The organism is Pseudomonas sp. 57B-090624, from assembly GCF_003234055.1.
GTDB classification, from domain to species: domain Bacteria; phylum Pseudomonadota; class Gammaproteobacteria; order Pseudomonadales; family Pseudomonadaceae; genus Metapseudomonas; species Metapseudomonas tohonis.
In genome coordinates this window covers 18,667-38,988 of sequence record NZ_QKRU01000064.1, presented here as the reverse complement: position 1 = coordinate 38,988, position 20,322 = coordinate 18,667, and the positions used below count along the sequence as shown (strand labels likewise).

The 20,322-nt window shown below is 61.9% G+C and carries 22 protein-coding genes; 8 read left to right on the top strand and 14 right to left on the bottom strand.

The annotated features are described in order from the left end of the window. Positions 1–104: 104 nt before the first annotated feature. Entirely contained in the window at positions 105–1,262 is a 1,158-nt protein-coding gene (locus DMX10_RS32615) for a hypothetical protein (protein WP_146603060.1), read from the bottom strand. Positions 1,263–2,050: 788 nt separating this feature from the next. Between DMX10_RS32615 and DMX10_RS24895 the strand changes: the two genes are divergently transcribed. Beyond that, on the top strand, positions 2,051–2,548 hold the full coding sequence (locus tag DMX10_RS24895) for a Bro-N domain-containing protein (RefSeq protein ID WP_111263613.1): 498 nt from the start codon (positions 2,051–2,053) through the stop codon (positions 2,546–2,548). Positions 2,549–2,822: 274 nt separating this feature from the next. On the opposite strand, the gene DMX10_RS24890 is transcribed toward DMX10_RS24895, so the two are convergent. The 6 genes from DMX10_RS24890 to DMX10_RS24865 form a co-directional block, all read right to left on the bottom strand. Then, positions 2,823–3,710 (bottom strand): fumarylacetoacetate hydrolase, encoded by an 888-nt coding sequence (locus DMX10_RS24890; protein ID WP_111263612.1) that lies wholly within the window; start codon positions 3,708–3,710, stop codon positions 2,823–2,825. Between the two features lie 5 nt (positions 3,711–3,715). Continuing rightward, positions 3,716–4,978 (bottom strand): MFS transporter, encoded by a 1,263-nt coding sequence (locus DMX10_RS24885; protein ID WP_111263611.1) that lies wholly within the window; start codon positions 4,976–4,978, stop codon positions 3,716–3,718. Positions 4,979–5,050: 72 nt separating this feature from the next. Then, positions 5,051–6,100: a type III polyketide synthase gene (locus DMX10_RS24880; RefSeq protein ID WP_044402893.1), complete on the bottom strand. Its 1,050-nt coding sequence runs from the start codon at positions 6,098–6,100 to the stop codon at positions 5,051–5,053. Positions 6,101–6,304: 204 nt separating this feature from the next. Then, positions 6,305–6,745: a Zn-ribbon domain-containing OB-fold protein gene (locus DMX10_RS24875; RefSeq protein ID WP_111263610.1), complete on the bottom strand. Its 441-nt coding sequence runs from the start codon at positions 6,743–6,745 to the stop codon at positions 6,305–6,307. Positions 6,746–6,757: 12 nt separating this feature from the next. Continuing rightward, positions 6,758–7,954, bottom strand: a complete 1,197-nt coding sequence (locus DMX10_RS24870; RefSeq protein ID WP_044402899.1) for a thiolase family protein — start codon at positions 7,952–7,954, stop codon at positions 6,758–6,760. A 26-nt stretch (positions 7,955–7,980) separates the two neighbouring features. Beyond that, entirely contained in the window at positions 7,981–9,063 is a 1,083-nt protein-coding gene (locus DMX10_RS24865) for a hydroxymethylglutaryl-CoA synthase (protein WP_178083006.1), read from the bottom strand. Positions 9,064–9,590: 527 nt separating this feature from the next. Here DMX10_RS24865 and DMX10_RS24860 point away from each other — a divergent pair. After that, entirely contained in the window at positions 9,591–10,193 is a 603-nt protein-coding gene (locus tag DMX10_RS24860) for a TetR/AcrR family transcriptional regulator (protein ID WP_111263608.1), read from the top strand. Between the two features lie 41 nt (positions 10,194–10,234). On the opposite strand, the gene DMX10_RS24855 is transcribed toward DMX10_RS24860, so the two are convergent. After that, positions 10,235–11,119 (bottom strand): DAPG hydrolase family protein, encoded by an 885-nt coding sequence (locus DMX10_RS24855; RefSeq protein ID WP_111263614.1) that lies wholly within the window; start codon positions 11,117–11,119, stop codon positions 10,235–10,237. Positions 11,120–11,272: 153 nt separating this feature from the next. On the opposite strand from DMX10_RS24855, the gene DMX10_RS24850 reads away from it, so the two are divergent. Next, positions 11,273–11,941, top strand: coding sequence for a TetR/AcrR family transcriptional regulator (locus tag DMX10_RS24850; RefSeq protein WP_111263607.1), 669 nt, complete (start codon positions 11,273–11,275; stop codon positions 11,939–11,941). An 85-nt stretch (positions 11,942–12,026) separates the two neighbouring features. On the opposite strand, the gene DMX10_RS24845 is transcribed toward DMX10_RS24850, so the two are convergent. Then, a complete protein-coding gene (locus tag DMX10_RS24845) occupies positions 12,027–12,464 on the bottom strand; it encodes a phosphotransferase system, HPr-related protein (RefSeq protein ID WP_111263606.1) in 438 nt (145 codons plus the stop codon). Between the two features lie 581 nt (positions 12,465–13,045). On the opposite strand from DMX10_RS24845, the gene egtB reads away from it, so the two are divergent. Both egtB and DMX10_RS33290 read left to right on the top strand, forming a co-directional pair. Further along, on the top strand, positions 13,046–15,160 hold the full coding sequence (gene egtB / locus DMX10_RS24840; protein ID WP_218281338.1) for an ergothioneine biosynthesis protein EgtB: 2,115 nt from the start codon (positions 13,046–13,048) through the stop codon (positions 15,158–15,160). Between the two features lie 100 nt (positions 15,161–15,260). Then, positions 15,261–15,383, top strand: a complete 123-nt coding sequence (locus tag DMX10_RS33290) for a hypothetical protein (RefSeq protein ID WP_256604858.1) — start codon at positions 15,261–15,263, stop codon at positions 15,381–15,383. Between the two features lie 475 nt (positions 15,384–15,858). Here the strand turns inward: DMX10_RS33290 and DMX10_RS24835 are convergent, their stop codons facing one another. Further along, the gene (locus tag DMX10_RS24835; protein WP_111263604.1) at positions 15,859–16,062 is read right to left on the bottom strand and encodes a hypothetical protein; all 204 of its coding nucleotides are present in this window, start codon (positions 16,060–16,062) and stop codon (positions 15,859–15,861) included. Here DMX10_RS24835 and DMX10_RS24830 point away from each other — a divergent pair. Beyond that, the gene (locus DMX10_RS24830) at positions 16,051–17,010 is read left to right on the top strand and encodes a hypothetical protein (protein WP_111263603.1); all 960 of its coding nucleotides are present in this window, start codon (positions 16,051–16,053) and stop codon (positions 17,008–17,010) included. The two genes, DMX10_RS24835 and DMX10_RS24830, sit on opposite strands and share 12 nt — an antisense overlap. A 41-nt stretch (positions 17,011–17,051) precedes the next feature. On the opposite strand, the gene DMX10_RS24825 is transcribed toward DMX10_RS24830, so the two are convergent. The 3 genes from DMX10_RS24825 to DMX10_RS24815 all read right to left on the bottom strand — a co-directional run bounded on the left by DMX10_RS24825 (position 17,052) and on the right by DMX10_RS24815 (position 18,598). Beyond that, positions 17,052–17,750: a hypothetical protein gene (locus tag DMX10_RS24825; protein ID WP_111263602.1), complete on the bottom strand. Its 699-nt coding sequence runs from the start codon at positions 17,748–17,750 to the stop codon at positions 17,052–17,054. A gap of 176 nt (positions 17,751–17,926) precedes the next feature. Then, entirely contained in the window at positions 17,927–18,229 is a 303-nt protein-coding gene (locus DMX10_RS24820; RefSeq protein WP_111263601.1) for a hypothetical protein, read from the bottom strand. 60 nt (positions 18,230–18,289) lie between these two features. Continuing rightward, entirely contained in the window at positions 18,290–18,598 is a 309-nt protein-coding gene (locus tag DMX10_RS24815; protein WP_111263600.1) for a hypothetical protein, read from the bottom strand. A 556-nt stretch (positions 18,599–19,154) separates the two neighbouring features. Here DMX10_RS24815 and DMX10_RS24810 point away from each other — a divergent pair. Both DMX10_RS24810 and DMX10_RS24805 read left to right on the top strand, forming a co-directional pair. After that, positions 19,155–19,430, top strand: coding sequence for a hypothetical protein (locus DMX10_RS24810; RefSeq protein ID WP_146603059.1), 276 nt, complete (start codon positions 19,155–19,157; stop codon positions 19,428–19,430). Positions 19,431–19,642: 212 nt separating this feature from the next. After that, positions 19,643–19,870 carry a DUF2188 domain-containing protein gene (locus DMX10_RS24805; protein ID WP_111263598.1) on the top strand — a complete coding sequence of 76 codons (228 nt, stop codon included), beginning with the start codon at positions 19,643–19,645 and terminating at the stop codon, positions 19,868–19,870. Positions 19,871–19,905: 35 nt separating this feature from the next. On the opposite strand, the gene DMX10_RS24800 is transcribed toward DMX10_RS24805, so the two are convergent. Further along, complete coding sequence (locus DMX10_RS24800; RefSeq protein WP_111263597.1) at positions 19,906–20,133, bottom strand: hypothetical protein; 228 nt, start codon at positions 20,131–20,133, stop codon at positions 19,906–19,908. Positions 20,134–20,322: the final 189 nt, after the last annotated feature.

Below are 20,322 nucleotides of genomic sequence, written 5' to 3'. Positions count from 1 at the left end.
GTGTGTTCAGCACCTGACATGAACTCTAACGCCAAGAATGCAGGCTGTCAACAGCAATCTACGAAATTAAAATTGAAATGTAGATGCTGACCTACAACACCGAATCAACAGCCTTTTCCGAATACCCATATTTTTTCAATACTTTTTGGTGCAAGCTGCAAAATTTGATGTAGTTCGCCAGCAAGAAAATCGAAGAATGATGCATCTCTTTTTGCCGAAGGAGCATAAGCTATGCTCCTTGCATACAGCTCAATTAACCCAAAAGTTCGGACACTTTCACTCGCAATGGATTCGGTTATTTCTCCAATTACGGATTTGTAATCCCCGCCTGTATAAAGATCAAGCAATGATGCAACAAATGTGTCAGGCGCATTGTTAGGCTCGAGTATATTTATTACCTCAATGCCATCAGTGCGCCTGGCAAGATCAAGCAGGTATTCACGAACATCAGGAGGGATTGTTTCTTTTCTAGCAGAAAGCTCGCTAATCAGTGTGACTAACAAAACATACTGATCAATTATTGATTCGTGCCGATAAGCGTATGTGCCAGAGAGTGAGGGTCTTCTACTTACGTCATAACTGATCGGCAAATTAGCACAAGAATTTATCTCTCCCGCAGCAATAGCGCTTTCGACTCCGGAAGTCCTTATTTCCCTCAACCGGCTAGTAATAACGTTAACATAAACATCTATTGAATTGCTCTCTGAAATTAGTGATAGATCAAAAGTCCAGCCCGAATAATCAATATTTGGTATTTCATTTGAAAGATTTTGAAGCAGCTCTTTAGTATCCTTTTTTTGTAGCTCCTTTGTAATATGAAGTCTGATTTCCGTTGACCACCAACTTAGTGAAAGCTCATCAATTTCGTCAAGCTTTGATAGTGCAGAGGCAGCATCACCTTTCAATATCTTACAATTCAGTGACTGCCTACATTGATTAAAACTTCTGAGTAAATCTGCGTTGGCCGTGAGAATTCCAATCAGCCAATATATATGATTTTCAGCGGAAATTGCGTGTGTTATATTTTGATGGCGATAACGATTATCGGCGCTAAATATGTTTGTGAGACTTTTAGGTAATTTTTTATTTGCTCCCAATTCATAAATTAATTTATTGGCCTTGTAAAAATCGAATTTTTTAAGCTCTACAAGAATTCGGTTTGCTACATCTTCTTTAGATTCACCTTTAGCTCTGTTGAATATTTTCTCGTCAACAGCCAGCTTTGAGGCTCTTATTTTTTTGGAAGTTCTGAATTTTGACATTTATGTGGTTCTAGTATTTTTTAACATTATATTGGGGTGGTGGTTGGCATTAATTTCCGGACATGGTAATAGCCCGTTTTTAGCTGCATTTTGGTTCCCCCCTAGATGGACGCGACGCGCCACTCATAGTAATTAAGCTGATATCGACACCTCAAGCTTTTGTAGTCGGGCACGGCCAATGACTTAAGGCTTGGTGCTGTGACTAGCAAGGTTTCGGATTACACCTTCTCTGAACCTAACGCCAGGCTGTACAAGTCTCGTTCAAAGCGTTTCCCATCTATCGCCCATGTGAAATTTATTTATCAACCGGAGTCAAGTCATTGTTTCGACTATCTATTTCTATTACGTACTTGTGGCGCCTGGACTGCGTTGGGTAACTAGGCGCGCTGCAAAGAAAGGCCACCTTTATCGAAAGGTCTTGGCTGCTACGTCCCGGAGCGGACCATGCTACCTGCATCGACTTTATAGCAGGGGCAATTATCCTCTTGCTCCTACGCCCCCCCATCCCTATCCTCCTCCCGCCACGGTAAATCCCGTGGTCGGGTTTGACAGCCCGCATACGTTGGCGCGATTGCGCCGCAGGGTGCATGCGAAAAACGGCGAATGTTTTTTGCAGGCATCAGCACGCATGCAGTTTTCATGACTGCTCTGCTTTATGGCAGGTCGCGCGGGGAGGTCCTCGTGGCCTGCCGGTTCCAACGTACCGGTCTGTCAACCCCGCGTGCCCTGTCACCCTTCGATTGACAGCGAATGGCGACAGCTACCTGACCTTACGTTGGAGCTGCACCATGCATGACGCATCCACCCCCATCACCTTTCAACGCCATTGCCATCAACTGCGCGCAGTGATGATCGACAACCGCCCCTGGTTCGTCGCCCTCGATTTCGCCCTGATGATCGCCGCTGCCCGCCCCTATCGGTTGACCAAGCGCCTGTATCCCCACCAGCACCGTTTCGCGATGCTGCGCTTCGCCACTGGCCGTTGCGAGGAGCTGGAGTTGATCAACGAGGCCGGGCTTTATCGGGCGCTGTATCGCTTCGGGCATCCGGAGCATTGCGCGTTGAGCCAGTGGCTCAGCGATGAGGTGATCCCGGCGCTGTACGACTATCACCGCGAGGTCGATGCCAGCCCGCGACGCATCCTGATGACCTGGGCGAACCAGCGTGTCGGTGCTCTGCGTTGGCAGGGAGAGCTGTGGATTGCGCGGCGGGACCTGCCGCATTTCATGGCGGCGCACGATGACCCTGCATTGAGTGATGGGCCGAGTTGGAAGCGGTTCTTCTAGGGCTCGGCCGGGAACGCCGCATGAAGGTGCAGCGTTTTCTTTGTTGTGTGTGCCGGGAAGGGACGGTGGGCTGAACAGGTCTGTCGTGATTCACCTTGGACGTAGGGTGTGCTGCGCGCACCTGGAGCTCGCCGGAAGCACCGAGCGGCGGTGCGCACGGCACACCCTACGGCACGCGTTCATCCTGCCGGCTCTTTCACTGGGCTCGAATAAGAAACGCCGCATGGGAATGCGGCGTTTCTTATTGCATGCACCACAGGTAGAGGCCGGGCGCTCAGGCCGCTCTGGCCTGCCCCGTGCGGCGGCGTGATGAGAGCGGCAGCAGGTGGCGCAGCTCCTCTTCGACGATGCGGTTTTCGAGGCGCATGTCGAGCATGGGGCAGCTCAGTTCCAGGCAGTCGCCGTGCTGCAGGTGGGTGGCGACGATTTCGCTGTCGAGGCGGCTGAACAGGTAGTGGACCATGCCCGGCTGGAGGAACTGCGGGTGCTGTTCCAACAGGGCTTCGCCGGCTTCCCGCGAGGCGCGCCAGGCCTGCGGGTCGAGGCGCAGGTGGGTTTCGCTGAAGCAGGTGCCGTTGCGCTCGATGCGTTGGCGCAGGTGCAGCGGTTCGTCCAGCTCGCCCAGCAGCAGTTCCGAGGCCACGGCGCATTCGAGCAGGTGGGCGCGGGCGGATTGGCCCTGCAGCGGGTCGTGCAGGTCGTGGCCGAGGGTGACGCCGACGTGGAGCAACTGGCCCCGCGAACCCACCAGGTAGATGGAGACCAGGCAGGCGTCCGCTGCGATGGCCTGGACGTGGTACGGCACTTCGAGGTCGTCGCGGTCGATGCGCAGGACGCGGCCGTTGCCCTTGTAGAACCAGCCGGCGTCGTCCCGCGCGCCCATCGGCAGGCCGCTGACGTGGGTGAGCAGCGGGTTGTCGGGCATGGCGGGCGGGCGCAGGCGGGTTTCCTGGCGCAGGGCCGGCAGCGTGTGCGTCGGGCCCGACAGGTGGCGCAGGTGCGCCAGGTGGTCCTGGTGGCGGCGCGCGCAGTCCTGCAGGGTCTGGTAGAGGCCGCTGCTTTCGCCGTGGACGTGCACCGTGTGCGCGGGGTCGTCGCCCAGCAGGCCGATGCGCGGCCCGCCGCTGTGTTCGATGTCGAGGACTTTCAGGTAGTCGCCCATTTCAATTACTCCCTAATAAGCAGTGCGGCGTTGGCCGGCGGTGTGGCTTCGCGGGGTGCCTGCGCGCGGCCTTCCTTGAGCCCGAGCGCCAGGCACAGGCCGGCGAGGCTGCCGGCCAGGGCCAGGTAGAGGATCGATGGCAGCCCGTGGTGGGTGGCGAGGTAGCCGGCGAGGATCGGCGCCAGGCCGCCGCCGAGGATTTCGCCGAAGCCGATGACGATGCCGGTGGCCGCCGTGAGCAGGTGCGGCGCCACCGATTCGCCCGTGAGCGGGCCGACGGTGAGGCAGATGAGGCTGAAGTTGAAGAAGGTGATGAAGAACAGCACCCCGAACAGCAGCCAGGGCTCGGCGGGGGTGACGATCAGCGTGGCGACCAGCGCGGCGCTGGCGCAGAACGAGAGCAGCACCACCGGCTTGCGCCCGAAGCGGTCGGACAGGCCGGGGATGATCAGCTGGCCGACGAAGCCGCCGAAGCCGATCGCCGAGATCACCAGCGCCATGGCCTCCAGCGACAGCCCGAGGTGGTCGGTGAGGTAGCTGGGCAGCAGCGCGCAGAGCACGAACTGGCAGGTGAGGATGCAGAACATGATGCCGATGTTGCGCCGCACGTTGCCGCTGCCGAGGGCCGCGAGCCACAGGCGCCAGGGCCGCTCCTGCCCGGCCTGGAGGGGTGCGGGGACGGGGCGGTAGGTGCGCTGCAGCCACCAGGCGAGGATGAACCCGGGGATGGACACGCTGATGAACACCCAGCGCCAGGAGCCGAGCCAGGCCAGCAGGCCGGCAGCGATCAGCGGCCCGAGGCCGAGCCCGAGGATGGGGAACACGGCCTGCTGCACGCCGATGTTGAAGCCGGTGCGCCGGGGGTGCGAGACCTGGGTGGTGACGCTGATGCTGGTGGGGGTGAAGGCACCCTCCGAGAAGCCCATGAGGCCGCGCAGGAGGATGAGCCCGAGCACCCCGCCGGCCAGGGCGGAGAGCCCCGAGAGCAGCGAGAAGGCGAGCACGGAGACGACCAGCACGCGCTTGGCGCCGAGCCGTTCCACCAGGCAGCCCATGCCCAGGGCGGAGACGCCCCAGGTGAGCGCCAGGGCCGCGGAGATGTTGCCGAGGTCCTGATAGTCCAGCTGCAGGTCGCGCATGATCAGCGGGAACAGCGGCAGGATGATGAAGCGATCCAGCCCCACCAGGCCGAAGCTCAGCGACAGCAGGATCACCATGCGTGTTTCGTAGCGGGCGTCCCAGCCCGTGTCGATCGCCTGCTCGCGCATGGCCAGCCCTCCTCTTCTAAGGAGCCGAAAAGGGTGGCGCGGATTACCCCGCGCCACCGTGCCCGAGGGTACTCAGGCTGCCCATTCGCCGAGTGCCATTTCGGCGGTGAAGCCCGGCCCGAACGCGGCGAGCAGGCCTTTGCTGCCGGGTTTGGGGGAGCTGTCGAACTGCCGGCGCAGGACGTCGAAGACCACCACGCTGGCGATGTTGCCGGCCTCGGAGAGGCTGGTGCGCGAGAGCGAGACGCGCTCGGACGGCAGGTCCAGGTGGCGGACCAGTTCGTCGAGGATCTTGCGGCCGCCGGTGTGGAAGATGAAGAAGTCGTTCTGCGCGCAGTTCTGCTGGTAGCCGGCCTGGTTGAGGCGCTCGATCACCGGGGCGACGTCCTTGATGGAGTTCATCACGGCCTTGTCGAGGGTGAAGTGAAAGCCGGTGTCCTTCACGTCGTACTTGATGAAGTGCTCGCTCTTGGGCAGGAAGAACGAGTCGGTGGCCTTGATGCGGAAGCCCTTGGCCTCGTCGTCGGCGCGCAGCACGCAGGCGGAGACGGCATCACCGAACAGCGCCGCGGAGATGAAGGAGTGCAGCTTGGTGTCATCCGGCTGGTAGCACAGCGAGGAGAACTCCAGGGAGACGATCAGCACGTGGTTGTCAGCCTTCAGGGTGGCGAAGTCGTGGGCGCGGTTGATGGCGGCGGCGCCGGCCACGCAGCCGAGCTGGGCGATGGGCAGCTGGATGGTGGAGTTCGGCAGGCCGAGGTCGTTGATCAGGTGGGCGGTGAGCGACGGCATCATGAAGCCGGTGCAGGAGGTGACGATGACCATGCGCACGTCCTCGGGCTTGAGGCCGGCGTTGTCCAGCGCCTGGCGGGCGGCGGCGGAGGACATTTCGCGGGCAGCACGCTCGTAGACGATGCTGCGGTGGGTGAAGCCGGTGTGGATGGCCAGCTCATCGATGGGCAGCACCAGGTGGCGCTCGTTGACCTCGGTGTTGAGGATCATGCGCTTGGCCAGGGCCATGCGCGGGTGGTCACCGTGGAGGTTCTCCAGGTGCTCGATCATCTGCTGCTGGGTGATCTTGTGTTGCGGGAACAGTACGTGGGGTTGGCAAAGAGTCGACATGTTGAATCCTCGTTGATCGTTCAAAATTCGTTCATTCAGTGGGTAGGAACCCGTTCTTCAGGCACAGCCAAGCCCGTCAGCGCTGGCGTGGGCCAGCACTTCCCGGGGGGCAGCGGCAGGAGAAAAGGGCGTAAACCGCACGCCGGAAAATGACGTTCTTGTTTTAGCTGCCACGGAGCCCTTCCGGGCCCCGCGGCAAGAGCCTCAGTGGTCGAGTACGAACTTGTAGGCGTACTGCCAGGCCAGGTTGCTTTCACGCACCTGCTTGCGCACCACCATCCTCACGCGCGCGCCGACCTTGAGATGGGCCGGGTCGACGACGTCGACGATCTCGGAGGCGATCACCAGGCCGTCGTCCAGCCGCACCATGGCGATGTGCCGGGGCACCACTTCGCCGTAGCCCATGGCCGCGAGGATCGGGTTCTCGGCGTTGGCCATGACTTCGATATGGCCGGTGCGCTCGCAGCGGTAGGCGCTGACCTTCAGCGAGTTGCAGGCGCCGCAGACGGTGCGCCGGGGGAAGAAGATCTCGTGGCATTCGTCGCAACGGCTGCCTTCGAGCCGGTACTTGCCGCCGTGCTCGCGCCATTCGCGGAGCATGCTGGCGGTGGTCATCCGGTGGATCTGTTCGGGGTAGAGAGACATGGTCGACACTCCTCAGTCGTTGGCCAGGACGATCACCGAGTTGTGGGCGGCGTAACCCCCCAGGTTCTGCGAGACGGCGATACGGGCGCCGGGAACCTGGTTGGTGGACTCGCCGCGCAACTGGCGGAACAGTTCGGTGATGTGCAGGATGCCGTCGGCGCCGGAGGCGTGGCCGCGTCCGATGTTGCCGCCGTCGGTGTTCAACGGCAGTTGGCCGTCCAGGGCGATGCCGCCCTCGCGGACGAAGTCGCCGGCCTGGCCGGGTTTGCACACGCCCATGGATTCCATCTGGATGAGCCCGGCGCCGAGCAGGTCGTAGACCTGGGCGACGTCGATGTCCTTGGCGGTGATGCCGGCCTTCTTGTAGGCGATCTCGGCACAGGCGATGGAGTTGGCCGAGACGGCCATGCCGACGTCCTGGGGCAGGCCCGGGTACTTCAGCGTCGGGTTGTGGTAGCGGGTGCCGTAGTAGTGCGACACGCCGGTGTAGGCGCAGCCCCGCACGAACACCGGTTTGTCGGTGTACTTGTGGGCCAGGTGCTCGGCCACGAGGATGGCGCAGCCGCTGGCCTCGCCCCAGGCGAGCATGGAGCCGCAGGCTTCGGTGCGCTTGAGCTCTTCGAGGCTGGGGATGGGGTGGCCGTAGCGGGTGGAGCCGGGGGTGTTGTGGGCGTAGATGCGCATCTGCCGGCCGAAGCTGGCGAGCACGTCGGCCTCGCGACCGGCGTAGCCGTACTTGTGGAAGTACTCGGCGGTGGCCAGGGCGAAGGCGTCGGTGTGGGAGATGCCGAGGAAGTAGTCGTACTCGCACTCGGTGCTGGAGCCGATGTACTCGGCGTAGTTGAAGTGGTCGGTCATCTTCTCGAAGCCGCCGCACAGGACGATGTCGTATTCGCCGGAGGCCACCATCTGGTGGGCCATCTGGAACGACACCGAGCTGCTGGTGCAGTTGGCGGTGCTCATGAAGGTGGGCGCGGGGCTGATGCCGAGGGCGTCGGACAGGGTCGGGCCGAGGCCGCCGTATTCGGAAATGCCCTCGCCGTGGTAGCCGTAGGCGACGCCCTGGATTTCACGCGGGTGCATCTTGGCGGCGTGGATGGCCTCGTAGGCGGACTCGACGATCATTTCCTTGAAGGTCTGCCGGACGCGGGAGTTGCCGGGTTTCGGCGTATGGGCGGCCGACACGATTGCAACGCGACGTGCAGTCATGGTTGTGCTCCTTGCAGTACGGGCGGTCAGAGGTAGGCGGTCAGGGCGTAGTCGGCGCGCAAATACTTGAATTCGTATTTGATCGACGTGCCGTAATCCACGTACACCTTGTTCTCCAGCACCTTGCGCAGCGGCTTGGTGCGCTGCTGGTAGGCGAGGATGGCGTCGGTGACCGTCAGCGCGATGGCATCGCTGCCGGCGCCGAACCCGTACGACGAGAGGAGGATCTTCTGCCCCGGGCGTGCCTGGTCGAGCACGTTGATCAACCCCAGCAGCGGGCTGGCCGAGCCGGTGTCGCCGACGCTGCCGGCGTAGATGCCGGGCTCGATCTGGCGTGGCTCGAAGCCCAGGTGGCGGCCCAGCGAGCGGGGGGTGGAGACGAGGTTCTGCTGGAACACCGCGTAGTCGTAGTCATGGCTGGAGGTGCCGAGCTTCTTGAACAGGCCGTGCACGGCGCGAGCGGTCTGCTCTTCCAGGCCGATGCTGTTCTTGTCGGAGCCCAGGCCCATGCCGGAGCGGATGTAGCGCTCGCCTTGCGGGCGGATGTTGTCGGCGACGTCGGCGGCGCAGGAGAAGCTGCCGTCGAACTCGGCGATCAGGTTGTCGCGGCCCAGCAGCAGCGCGGCGGCACCAGCGCCGGCGTAGGCTTCTGTGAGGTCGCCCGGGGCGGTGTTGCGGTTGATGGTGTCGGCACCGATGGCCAGGGCGTTGCGGGCCATGCCGGAGGCGACCAGGGCGTGGCCGATCTGCAGGGCCGAGGTGCCGGACTTGCCGGCGAACTGCACGTCGGCGCAGAAGGCGTCGTAGCCGCTGCCGAGCATCTCCAGGATCACCGCCGCCGAGGCGCGGGATTCATAGGGGTTGGTGCAGGTTCCCAGGTACAGGGCGTCGAGCTCGGCGATACCGCCCTGCTCCACCGCCTGCTGGGCCGCGAGGGCACCCAGGGTGATGACATCTTCGTCCGGCTGGAGCACGGCACGTTCGGTTATCCCTAACTGATCCCTGACCAGTCTCAGGTCGGCGTTACGCCAGACGCTGAGCACGTCTTCGACTTTCAGGCGGCACACGGGCAGCCCGTAGCCGTAACTGACAATTCCTGTCTTATGCACGGTCGTATTCCTCTTGAGCACATTTTCATTGAGACAAGCCATCCCTTGCCGTCCGGAATGGGCAGCACGCAAATCACATCGAAAAGGAGTTCCTGCTTGTTGTTGTTCTGCTAGGTGGGAACGAAGCGGTGTCCGCTCACCACAAGTATCCGCGACGTCCGCAGGTTGTCACGGGCACCGACCACCGCCACGCAGCGCTAACGCTTGGGCGTGCTGCATTTCTCAGCGCATTGACGCTACAGATGGGCACTGCGTGAAAATCTATTCGTATTCGTTGCCTCTCATCAGAGATACGAAACGTGCCGTATCGTATTTAGGAAACAATTCAACAGCCGTCACCTAAAGAGAAAGGGAAACCGGTAGCCTTGGTTCTATCTGCCTGTGATATGTGACCGCCGACCCGATCCCCTCATCTCAAGAGGGATTTTTTTACAGAACAACTAACAGAAACGGTCCGTATCGTTTCATAAAAACGAGCCTATACCTTAGAATTCGTTTGTCAATACATTTTCTATGGGGACTTTGCCTTGAATCGAACCCGCTCCAGGAGCTCCATCGGCTCGCTACGCAGCCCGCATGCGCACAAAGCCATCCTCAAATCGACGACAGAAATTCTGATGGAAAGTGGCTATGCGGGGTTGAGCATCGAATCCGTCGCGCGACGGGCCAGCGCCAGCAAACCGACGATCTATCGCTGGTGGCGGAACAAGGCAGCCCTCATTGCCGAGGTCTACGAGAAGGAAAGCGAGCAGGTAAGGGTTTTTCCGGAATTGGGCTCGTTCCGCGAAGATCTCTCCTTCCTGCTGCACAATCTGTGGAATATCTGGCGGGAGACCATTTGCGGCCTGGCCTTTCGCAGCGTCATCGCGGAAGCCCAGCTGGACCCGGAAACGCTCGAGGAGCTCAAGGACCAGTTCATGGAACGGCGCCGGGAAGTCCCCAAGCGCCTGGTGGAAAATGCGGTGATGCGGGGTGAGCTGCCGAAGGACATCAACCAGGACCTGCTGCTCGACATGATCTTCGGCTTCTGCTGGTACCGGCTGCTCACCGATCAGTTGCGCGCCGAGCAGGACATCGACGATTTCATCAACTTGCTGATCAACGGTGTCTGCGCCTCCCCCACCGCTTGAGACCAGAGCAGGACCCGCAGGGATCGCGGGTCGCTCGAGCGTCAGGCCGGTTGGCCTGAAAACTCGCGGTAGAGTTCCGGCAGGAAACTCGCCAGGTGATTGAACTCGCACAGGTCGTGCACCGCGAACTCGAATGCCAGCTCCTCCAGCCCGGCAGCATCCAGTCCCAGCCCAGCGAGCAAGGCCTCCGCCCGCTCAGCGCCGGGGAACCGCGCCATCGACGGGTGTGCACCGACCCAGTGACGGCTGGTCAGCCACATCCCCTCCTCCGTTTCCTTGAACAGATGGATCATCAGCGACACCGGCACGTCCGGCTTCTGGGCCAGGCTCATCAACGCGCTGACGCTGCCGTCGATCTTCGCCTCGCGGTAGAGCGCCGGGTCCAGCCCCAGCTGCACCGGCTCGTGGAAGTCGATCTTCAGGTCCAACAGCCGTGAGCCCACGTATTCCGTGGCACAGAAGCTGTTGCCGTACAGCCGGTGCCTGAAGCAGCGCTCGGTGTCGCAGAGCTTGTGGGCGTTCAGGCAAGGGTTCTTCACATGGGCATAGGGGAACCAGAGCATGTAGCGCTCAGCCTCCAGCGGGTGCCAGAGGAACCACCACTCGAACATGCGTGCGCTGCAGCCCGGAAAGAACTTGCGGCTCTGGACATAGGCCATCGGCCCGCTCAACAGTGCGTACCCGGCCTCCGCGCTGGGGTAGTCGGGGTCGAGCAGCCGATTGATATCCTCGACCGAGGGGCTCAGCGTCCGCTCCTGGGGTAAAGGCCCCTGCTGCAGCAAACGCATGGCCGATAGCGGGACGCGCATCTCGCCACTGAAAAAGCGCGCATAGGGCTTGCCGCGGATCGCTTCGCGATTGCGCAGGAACTGCTTCTGCATCGGCAGGGAAAAATAACTGAATGGCACCATCACGCGTGTTTGCATTGAAGTAACCTGCATCGTTGGCTCGATGGGATCAGGTGCGGACGGATCACATATCTCACCTTCCTGCGGGAAGGTGTCGGCCCCTGAGACGCTAGGACAGACTAAAAGCAAAGTCAAATTTGAATTTAAACTAAGACGGAAAGAGTCGGTTCCATGACAACTACCGAGCAGCAGGCCCCCAGCCGGGCGCCTCGCCAGGATGGGCGGGCCACACGCCAGCAGATTCTCGAGATCGCCGGGCAAGTTTTCGCCGAGCGCGGCTTCGCCAATGCCACCAGCAAGGAGATCTGTGCGCGCTCGCAGGCCAACGTCGCCGCCGTGAATTACCACTTCGAGGGCAAGGACGGCCTCTACACCGCCGTCCTGCTGGAAGCCCACCAGCGCATCATGACCCTGGAGACGCTGGAAGCGCTGACGGCCAGCGAGCTCACCGGCGAGGAAAAACTGCGCCGGCTGATCACGGAGCTGCTGGCGAGTCTCGGCAGCCCTCGCCTGGCCTGGCCCGCCAAGGTGCTGGCGCGGGAACTGCTGTCACCCTCCCCGCTGCTGCCGGCCGTGCTGAAGAAAGAGTCCTTCCCCAAGGCCCTCGCCACCCGCCGCATCATCGGCGAGCTCTTGGGCCTCCCGGAGGATGATCCGGCCGTGCTGCGCAGTGCCCTGAATATCTTTTCGCCCTGCCTGTTCCTGTTGATCGCCCACGACACCCTCAGCACGACCGTGCTCCCGGGCCTGGATACGGAACCTCAACCGCTGCTGGAGCACATGCTGACGTACGCCCTGGGCGGGCTTGCGGCGATTGGTGAACAGCGTCGCACCGTATAAGCCCGGGCTACGTCTCGTTGCCGGCACCGAATGGGTGTCGCGTGGCTCTACCCATCCTGCGTAGAGCCTTCCCGGAGGCTGCGGGCTACTGCGCCTCGCCATCCCAGGGCTTGCCGTGCAGCGGTCGGGTGCGTGCTTCCTCGGCCTCATCCAGGCCATCGCCAGCGGCGATCTCGTCGCGCCCCACCACGGACAGGTCCTTGTCCGCCGGCACTACGCCACCCGGGTCGCGACCGACACGGGTCTCGTTCTCGTCGATCAAGGTCTCGGGGCTGAGGTCATCGGCGGAGACGCCGTCCTCATGCAGGCTGCGCCCCAGCGTCTCGCCGCCCGACATGCCGGCCTCACGCACGCGACGGTCAGGGAACTCACGCTCCACCTCTTGCTCCGGACGCAGGTCGCCCACGCGCCCCTGGCGCTCGTCCTTGCGGTCACTGAAATCCAGCTGCTCCATGGAACCCATGCGGTCCTCGATGTCGTCGATCTCGCGAGGGGTATAGGGCTTTCGTTCACTGCTGCTCATGGCGGCTCTCCTGCTTGGCGTGTTCAAGGTGGACCGGCCAACACCTGCAAAGATTCAGGCTGATCGATGCCTGCATGCCCGCCACAAGCCCATGCCCAGGCAAAACCTAGAATTCACTTCAAGTTTTATAAATCCAACTATATCAACTGGTTATGAGTCATTCATAAAGTCGAAAGTTAGGAAACCTGTCGCCAGCCCCCCCCTCAGCACCAGGGCGACAGGCCCAATCAGCAAGGTGTGACGCGCATTGCCTAGCGAGCGCCCATGGTTAGCTTGAAATGAAAAATATTTTGAGATTTAAAGTCTATTTATCAACAGGTTATGAGCCATATCTAAAGATAGAATTAACATCTGCGCTCGTGCAGCGTGGCGGTGCGTGACCCTCTGCATCGAAGCGCCCCGACCCCGGAGCATGCAGCCGCCGCCCCACTCCGGACAGGCGAAAACCACACGAACTTTCCTGGAACCCAAGGCATCAGACCCTATGACCCCCAATGTCGGGATCTGCCGCCCTGCCTGCCGTTCGGGCATGCCATCACGCGCATCCAACAGTCCTGCCAACAGCACTGAGAGAGAGGCCGATGAACCGCACCACGCTGCTCGACCGATACCTGCAAGTCCGTAGCCATAGCGAATCCCTGGTGGCGCCCCTGAGCGAAGAGGACATGGTGGTGCAGTCCATGCCCGATACAAGCCCGGCCAAATGGCACCTCGCCCACACCACCTGGTTCTTCGAGACGTTCCTGCTGGCGCCCAACCTGGCGGACTACAAGGTCTTCGACGCAGGTTTCGCCTACCTCTTCAACTCCTACTACGAGGCCCTCGGCCCACGCCAGCCACGCCCCCAGCGCGGGCTGCTGACACGACCACCGGTGTCGCAGGTCATGGCCTACCGCCGCTACATCGATGAACACATGCACGCACTGCTGCAGGACGGCATCACCGACGAGTTGGGCGCCCTCGTGGAACTTGGCCTGGCCCATGAGCAGCAGCATCAGGAACTGCTGCTCATGGACCTGCTGCACCTGTTCAGCCGCTCGCCCCTGAACCCGGCCTATGACACCCGCTGGCGCGAGCCGGGTGGCGACCGGCCGGCGCGCTTCATCGCCCTCGCTGGCGGCCTGGTCGAGATCGGCCATGACGGCCAGGGCTTCGCCTTCGACAACGAGGGCCCGCGCCATCAGGTATTCCTGCCCCCGTTCCAGATCGCCGACCGCCTGGTGAGCAACGCCCAATGGCTGGCGTTCATCGAGGCAGGTGGCTACTCCCGCGCCGACCTCTGGCTCTCCGAAGGCTGGGCGAAGGTGCAGGAAGAGGACTGGCAAGCGCCCCTGTACTGGCGACAGGGTGATACGGGCTGGATGGAGATGGGCCTCGGCGGCCTGCGCCCGCTGCAGCCGACATCACCGGTGACCCACATCAGCTACTACGAAGCCTGCGCCTACGCGACCTGGGCGGACGCCCGCCTGCCCAGCGAAGCGGAATGGGAAGTCGCCGCGCGTGCCGGGCTGCTTGGCCAGGTGGAGGATTGCGCCTGGCAATGGACCGGCAGCGCATACCTGCCCTACCCCGGCTTCCACCCTTCCGCCGGCGCGGTAGGCGAGTACAACGGCAAGTTCATGGTCAGCCAGATGGTCCTGCGCGGCGGCGCCAGCGTCACCCCAGCCGGCCATGCACGGCCCAGCTACCGCAACTTCTTCTACCCGGGCCAGCGCTGGATGTTCTCCGGCCTGCGACTGGCCCGCGACGCCAGCAGCGGCGAGCAGGCCAGCGAGCATGAAGGCTTCGCCGAGGACGTGCGCAGCGGGCTCGGGGCGCCGAACAAGAGCCTGCCGCCCAAGTACTTCTACGACGCTGCCGGCTCCGAGCTGTTCGAAGCCATCTGCCGCACCCGCGAGTACTACCCCACGCGCATGGAAACGGCGCTGCTGGGCGATATCGCCAAGGAGCTTTCGGCGGTCATTCCCCGTGGCGCGGCGCTGGTGGAGTTCGGCAGCGGTGCCAGCCTGAAGACCCGCCTGCTGCTGGACGCGGCGCCCCAGATCGGGCTCTACCTGCCCATCGACATCAGCGAGTCGGCCCTGCGCAAGGCCACCGCCATGTTGCAGGGCGCCTATCCGGAACTGTGCGTACTGCCCCAGGTGGGTGACTTCACCCACTTGCCGCACCTGCCACAGGCGGCCGCCTCCCGGGCACGCGTGGCCTTCTTCCCCGGCTCGACCCTGGGCAACTTCAGCCCGGCGCAGGCGCTGCGCTTCCTGCGCTCGGTGCGCCGCTTCCTCGGTCGCGACTCACGCCTGATCCTCGGCCTGGACATGCAGAAGGATGTCGCCACCCTGGAAGCCGCCTACGACGACGCCGACGGCATCACCGCACAGTTCAACAAGAACCTGCTCGCCCGCATCAACCGCGAGCTGGGTGGCGACTTCGACCTCGACGCCTTCGCCCACCTGGCGCGCTGGAACGCGCAGGACCGCTGCATGGAGATGTTCCTGGTCAGCCTCCACGAACAGGAAGTCCGCGCCGCCGGCCGGCGCTTCCACTTCACCGCCGGGGAGCGCCTGCACACCGAGTGCTCGCACAAGTACAGCCTGGAAGGCATCGCCGAGATGGCCGCCGAATCCGGCTGGCGCCTCGCCCGCCACTGGCTGAGCCCGGAACCGCAGGTGGGGATATTCGTATTGGAGAGTGGTTGAGGCTGCCGAAGGGCACCTGAAGCTCGGTACTGCCTCTAGGGGCGAGCCCTTGCCGGCAGGCGCTCGGCTCAGCCTCATACATCCAACGCCGCCTTCGCACATGAGCGCCTGCTTGGGCGATCGCATCGCCTCGACGCCTGCCATTGCCAGCCTGGCCGTGCCTACCGACAGCGGCATGAGCACCCCCGTCATTGCGCCTATCCCCCTGAAGGAACAGGCCTGAGCCCGATGCGCCTGCGGGGCAATCTGCCGGTCAGATTTCTTTACCCATTTCCCGCGACGCCTTGCCATACAAGCACCTGCTCTAAAACTGCGGCAAAAACCACTGACGCCGCGCCGGATGGTGATCTACGGGGTCGCCCTAGCATCTGCGCTCGCCCTTCTACAGACACAAGGATGAAGCCGATGCCACCCCTCAAAACCACGCTCCGCGCTCCCCAGCTAATGCTGCTGGCCATGCTTGGCGCCCATGCTTCCAACTCGCTGGCCGACACCCCCAAGCTGCCGCCGGGTAGCACCATTACTGCCGAATCCCATTTTGCGCCACCCGCCGTCCTGCGGCAGGTGCCATTACCCGGCAACCTCCCCACCACTCTCCCGGTCCCATCAGTACCGGAGCAGGAGGCGCCTGATCCAGCCGCTCCAGTGCCCAAGGCTCCCGTGAGCGGAAGCAACAGCCTGCAAGCACGCAGCAACGCCTACACCCCGCTTTGCACATCGCTTTCAATCAACCAGCTGTACACCCTTTCCGGCGTGCAACGAGGGGCAGCTACTGCTACCACTTCGAAATCGGCCAGCATTCCAAGACCGAAGCCGTTGTCACAGAGCAGAGCCCAGGCACTGACTTCGAACTCTTCCTTTTGAGAGACGACGGTAATGGCAACCTTCAGTTGGTTGGGCATTCCAGCCAACCCGGCAATGCGGACGAATCGATCCTTGCCGTCACGCCACCCGGTCATTACTACTGGCTGATGAACGCCCTTGCCTCTGACGGCTCGCCCGTCGGCTTCGGCGCACTGGTCGCCGCCCCGATCGATGCCTATGAACCCAACGACAGCCCCGAGTCAGCCACCGTCCTGCCCGACACCCTGAACGTCATCACGGGTAACTCGGACAGCGCCTGGGATTACGACTATTACGAGTTCACCAGTGTTCGTGGGCAGACCCTGCGGCTCATGCTGACGGGGGAGGATTCAGGGACGAGCAATCGCTGGTTGCTGGAGGTCTACAACAACGGTGTCTGGCAGCAGGAGACCAAGGACATGCGACTGAATATCAACGGGCTGCCAGCTAATGAGCGCCTCCAAGTTCGGGGTCGCCCCAACCCGGCAGTGGCGTTGACTCCCCATCTGCGCTATCGCCTGACTATCGGCTCAACGCCCTTCATGCGTAATCACTACGTTGAGGGAGAGTCGAATGCCCTTCGCATTCCATACTCCGCTCCATTGGCATATGGGCAGCGATACATGACGACACAGGCTTATAAACAGGTGAAGTGGTCGATGTTGCTGACAGACAGCACCAACACTCCGATAAAGGGGGTCACACCCGTACTCCATCTGTTACCGCGAACGCGTCTCGGGCAGGAGCCTTATAGTTCGCATCCTGCAAAAACTGATATCAATGGATGGGCTCGTGGCACCATAAATCTGGGGGCTTGCTATGGAGACTGGAGCACGACCTTTGTCGACTACTCGGGAACTTACAGGAATACGTGGAAAACTGACTACAACTACGGCTCATGGTACCTAAGGCTTAACGAAGACCCGAGTGTAGGAGTCGGCAGCCCAGAGAATTCCGTAGTTTTAGGGCATCTATGTCAACAGACTCTTATTAAGAGCGAGCGTTAATTCTTCAGCTTTGTGCGGGCTAATAAGCCCGCACATTCCAACTAGGCTGGCGGATGAATCCGTCGCTCGGTCCAGTGTCCATAACGTACGACACCCCATGAGATCAGATGGGCCTGAAGGCTGTTGTACTCAAGGGCTCTGACAACGCTCGAGAAATTGCTTTTGTCCAAGTGATAACGGCCGAACCCATCGAAGTCCACGTTCATATCCGACTCGATACGCTCGATGGCCAACTCCACATAACGATTGGCGTACTGCAGCAATTCGGTGGAAGCGTTCATTCGTGCAGACAGCCGTTTCGCCACATCATCCCTGAGTAAGCCATTGTGATTACTGACGATGATGTTGCCTGCGCTATCGACCGATATACCGACCAATCCGTCACGCATAACCGGCTCCCGCCCCGACAACTCTCTCAACATGCTGCCGTAGATCGCCTGAAACCCCGCATGCGCCAAATTGAGCTCCGCATCGATGATTTCCAGCGGACGCGCATTGTCCTTGGGCGGGCGCATCACCTGTTCGATGGCCCATATCTCAAGATCGAAACTGACCTGCGGCCCCGTTGGCAATTGCGCCAACCGGTTGTAGGTATGGCTTTCGATGACTCGATCCAGACCTTCCTGCGGCAGTGCCTCCGGCAGCGCCAATGCTCGAGCCGACTCGCCCGCCTTGGCCACTTCGGCGACCCAGGTATCCGAGCGCGTGGGCCATAACGACAGGTTGCTCGTGATCTCCATGACGACCTCTCCTTTCTGGGGTGTTCCCTCAAGGTCGGCCGGTGCGTTTTTTAGCTGAGTGCGGCGAGCGACTGGAAAGTCCTATTCCCATGTAGGAACAAGACGCTCCAGTCGGGGCAGCCCAGGGGGGTGGTGATGCAACTCACCGGGACACGATCGCCCCGGCGGAAACAGCATCAGCCCGCCTGGCGAATCCCCGGCTCCTGGGCGCTGGCGAGCTTGACGATACGCCGGCTGCCGCAGCCGGCCTGGAGCAGCACCATGTCTTCGAACACCTGCTTGCCCAGGCGCAACACGGCGCTGGGGTCCTGGTAATCGACGAGGTTGAGCCCGGCCACGGTGAAGTGTTCATGGGTCGCCGGGTTATGCACGAAGAGGCTGAAGGTGCCGTCCGTGAGTGTCCGGCTTTCCACCCTGCAACTGGGGATGGCGCGCGCGAGCATCAGGTCCAGTTCCTTGCCAGACAGTGCAGTTTTCATCAACAGCCTCCTTGTTACGGTCATGCCGGCCGCGTGAATTCGGGCCGCGCGCAATCGGGGTCAGAGCAGGCGTACCGGGAATACCGATGCGCCGTCCACGCCCCTGATGGATGGCCGCTCGGCCATCACCTCGAAAATCGCCTTGGCCTGCCCGGGGTCCAGCGGCTCCAGTTCGATCAGCCGCGTACGGTTCCAGTTCTCCGGCGCCGCCCCCGCGAAGCTGATGCGCCCGGCGAGCCCGTTCAGCGCCGCCCAACCCTCGAACTGCTCCAGGCCGAAGTCGAGCGTCACCGCACGCGGCTCGAGCCGCACGACGCCGTCGGCCAGCGCGGGCGAGTACAGGGTCAGGTGTGCAAGAGACGTGATCATCCTGATGCCTCCGGAAGCCGGTCGGACAGGCTCGGAAAAAGTCTTCAACCCCCAGGGGAGCACAGGCAACTAGCGATAAACATGCCAATACAGGTTTTCAGCGGTCGACCTGCACGCCCGCGCCTCCCTGCACAGGAAAAACGCCACAACCTGATATCGACACGATGGCAAACCACCCAAGAGTCCGGGGAACCCGCGCCCTTGAACGGGGTCGTGCCCATGCATTCTGCACGGGCAATCTGCACGATTCGGGCAACTTGCAATGACGCGCACAGGTGCGATGCGATGATCGGGGGCGGGCTGCGCGCTAACGGTGCGCGTCGATCCCATTCGGGCAGGCGGTCGAGCAATCGCCTGATATCAGCGCGTCATCTCGATGATATTGAAACCATTGCAGCGGACGAACGGCCTCCGTCGCCAGTGCAATAAGGCTGAACTCACACCCGCTCCCGGACTTCTCAATAGCAACTCACGCGTATCCCAACTTGAGGCCCGGTCGCTGCGGCATGCGTCGGGCTTCTTTTTTGGGTGGACCCACCCGTACCTGGACGTAGCCATGGCTTTTCAACCGTCAGCCGAAGAATTGCAGCAGAGGCTGGACGCCCGGCTGGACAACCACCTGTGCGTGGTCAAGTTCCGCGACGACGACGTGGTGCTGTCGCTGCGCGACCTGCGCACCGGCCGCCTGACCATCGTCTCCGGCCTCTTCCCCCGCCACTGGGCCAGCCACGAACAGTTCGAGGCCCTCAATGGCCAGTTGATCGACGAGCTGGAGCACATGCTCGAGCAGGACCCGGGTGGAGACGACGACGCCTTCCCGGAGGGCAACTGACCGTGCCCCAAGCCCCGCAAAGCGACGCCGAGCGCCTGGCAGCGCTCGCCAGGGAGGCGTCACGCGGGCGTATCCGCCGCAAGCCCTGAAAGAACACGCAACGGCACAAAGGCGGAACCTGTCCGGCACCACCGGTTCTATAAGTCCCTGAGAGGCGCCTGGGGGCGCAAACGGCATCAAGACCGTCGACGTTGAACGAACTGGAGATCCACATGGGCTGTTATCACATTTCCCCCACGGAAAAGGGGTGGGAGTTGCGCAAGGAAGGTGCAACGCGCCCGTCCAAGACCGCCAGCGAGAAAGCCGTACTACTCGACAGCATCGAGAGCTTCATGCAGCACCGCGCAGGCACGGTGAAGGTGCACGGGGAGGACGGCAGCGTCGAGCAGGAGCTGCGCTATCCGCCCACCCGGCGTTACTACGAGCCGTCGGGCGACTAGCCCGAAAGGCAACCCACCGAAGAAGACCTCGGAACTCAGCCGCGTGCGATGCCGGTGAGGGTGATGCCGTAGCGCTTGAGCAGCTGTATCGCCGGCTCGTGGCTGGGGTCCTCGCACTCGGCGAATTCCCCGGCGGGCAGGTTGCCCTCGGCCCACGCCAGCAACTGGCGGTTGGCGTCTTCCATATCCGGTTTGCTCGCCGCCTCGATGTCCAGCTTCGAGGTGTTGTTGTCCTTTTGATAGGTGATGATCCAGTGCGCCATATCGGTTACCTCGGCGTTGGCGGGTGTATCTGAGCTGACTGGCACCACCGCCGATGAGTTCACCGCCAAACGCCCTCCCCGACTTGAACTTTCCTCCGGCCGCCTCCCTCGAATTGCCATCGGCGCCACCGCTTCGCTGCGCGCTCGGCGCCATTCACGTCGCATTCGCCACCGGAGGCCTGGTCCAGG

Coding starts and splice junctions, on each gene's coding strand:
- DMX10_RS32615 (WP_146603060.1), bottom strand. CDS start 1,262: ATGTCAAAATTCAGAACTTCCAAAAAAATAAGAGCCTCAAAGCTGGCT.
- DMX10_RS24895 (WP_111263613.1), top strand. CDS start 2,051: ATGCATGACGCATCCACCCCCATCACCTTTCAACGCCATTGCCATCAA.
- DMX10_RS24890 (WP_111263612.1), bottom strand. CDS start 3,710: ATGGGCGACTACCTGAAAGTCCTCGACATCGAACACAGCGGCGGGCCG.
- DMX10_RS24885 (WP_111263611.1), bottom strand. CDS start 4,978: ATGCGCGAGCAGGCGATCGACACGGGCTGGGACGCCCGCTACGAAACA.
- DMX10_RS24880 (WP_044402893.1), bottom strand. CDS start 6,100: ATGTCGACTCTTTGCCAACCCCACGTACTGTTCCCGCAACACAAGATC.
- DMX10_RS24875 (WP_111263610.1), bottom strand. CDS start 6,745: ATGTCTCTCTACCCCGAACAGATCCACCGGATGACCACCGCCAGCATG.
- DMX10_RS24870 (WP_044402899.1), bottom strand. CDS start 7,954: ATGACTGCACGTCGCGTTGCAATCGTGTCGGCCGCCCATACGCCGAAA.
- DMX10_RS24855 (WP_111263614.1), bottom strand. CDS start 11,119: ATGCAAACACGCGTGATGGTGCCATTCAGTTATTTTTCCCTGCCGATG.
- DMX10_RS24850 (WP_111263607.1), top strand. CDS start 11,273: ATGACAACTACCGAGCAGCAGGCCCCCAGCCGGGCGCCTCGCCAGGAT.
- DMX10_RS24845 (WP_111263606.1), bottom strand. CDS start 12,464: ATGAGCAGCAGTGAACGAAAGCCCTATACCCCTCGCGAGATCGACGAC.
- egtB (WP_218281338.1), top strand. CDS start 13,046: ATGAACCGCACCACGCTGCTCGACCGATACCTGCAAGTCCGTAGCCAT.
- DMX10_RS33290 (WP_256604858.1), top strand. CDS start 15,261: ATGAGCGCCTGCTTGGGCGATCGCATCGCCTCGACGCCTGCCATTGCC.
- DMX10_RS24835 (WP_111263604.1), bottom strand. CDS start 16,062: ATGCCCAACCAACTGAAGGTTGCCATTACCGTCGTCTCTCAAAAGGAA.
- DMX10_RS24825 (WP_111263602.1), bottom strand. CDS start 17,750: ATGGAGATCACGAGCAACCTGTCGTTATGGCCCACGCGCTCGGATACC.
- DMX10_RS24820 (WP_111263601.1), bottom strand. CDS start 18,229: ATGAAAACTGCACTGTCTGGCAAGGAACTGGACCTGATGCTCGCGCGC.
- DMX10_RS24815 (WP_111263600.1), bottom strand. CDS start 18,598: ATGATCACGTCTCTTGCACACCTGACCCTGTACTCGCCCGCGCTGGCC.
- DMX10_RS24810 (WP_146603059.1), top strand. CDS start 19,155: ATGGCTTTTCAACCGTCAGCCGAAGAATTGCAGCAGAGGCTGGACGCC.
- DMX10_RS24805 (WP_111263598.1), top strand. CDS start 19,643: ATGGGCTGTTATCACATTTCCCCCACGGAAAAGGGGTGGGAGTTGCGC.
- DMX10_RS24800 (WP_111263597.1), bottom strand. CDS start 20,133: ATGGCGCACTGGATCATCACCTATCAAAAGGACAACAACACCTCGAAG.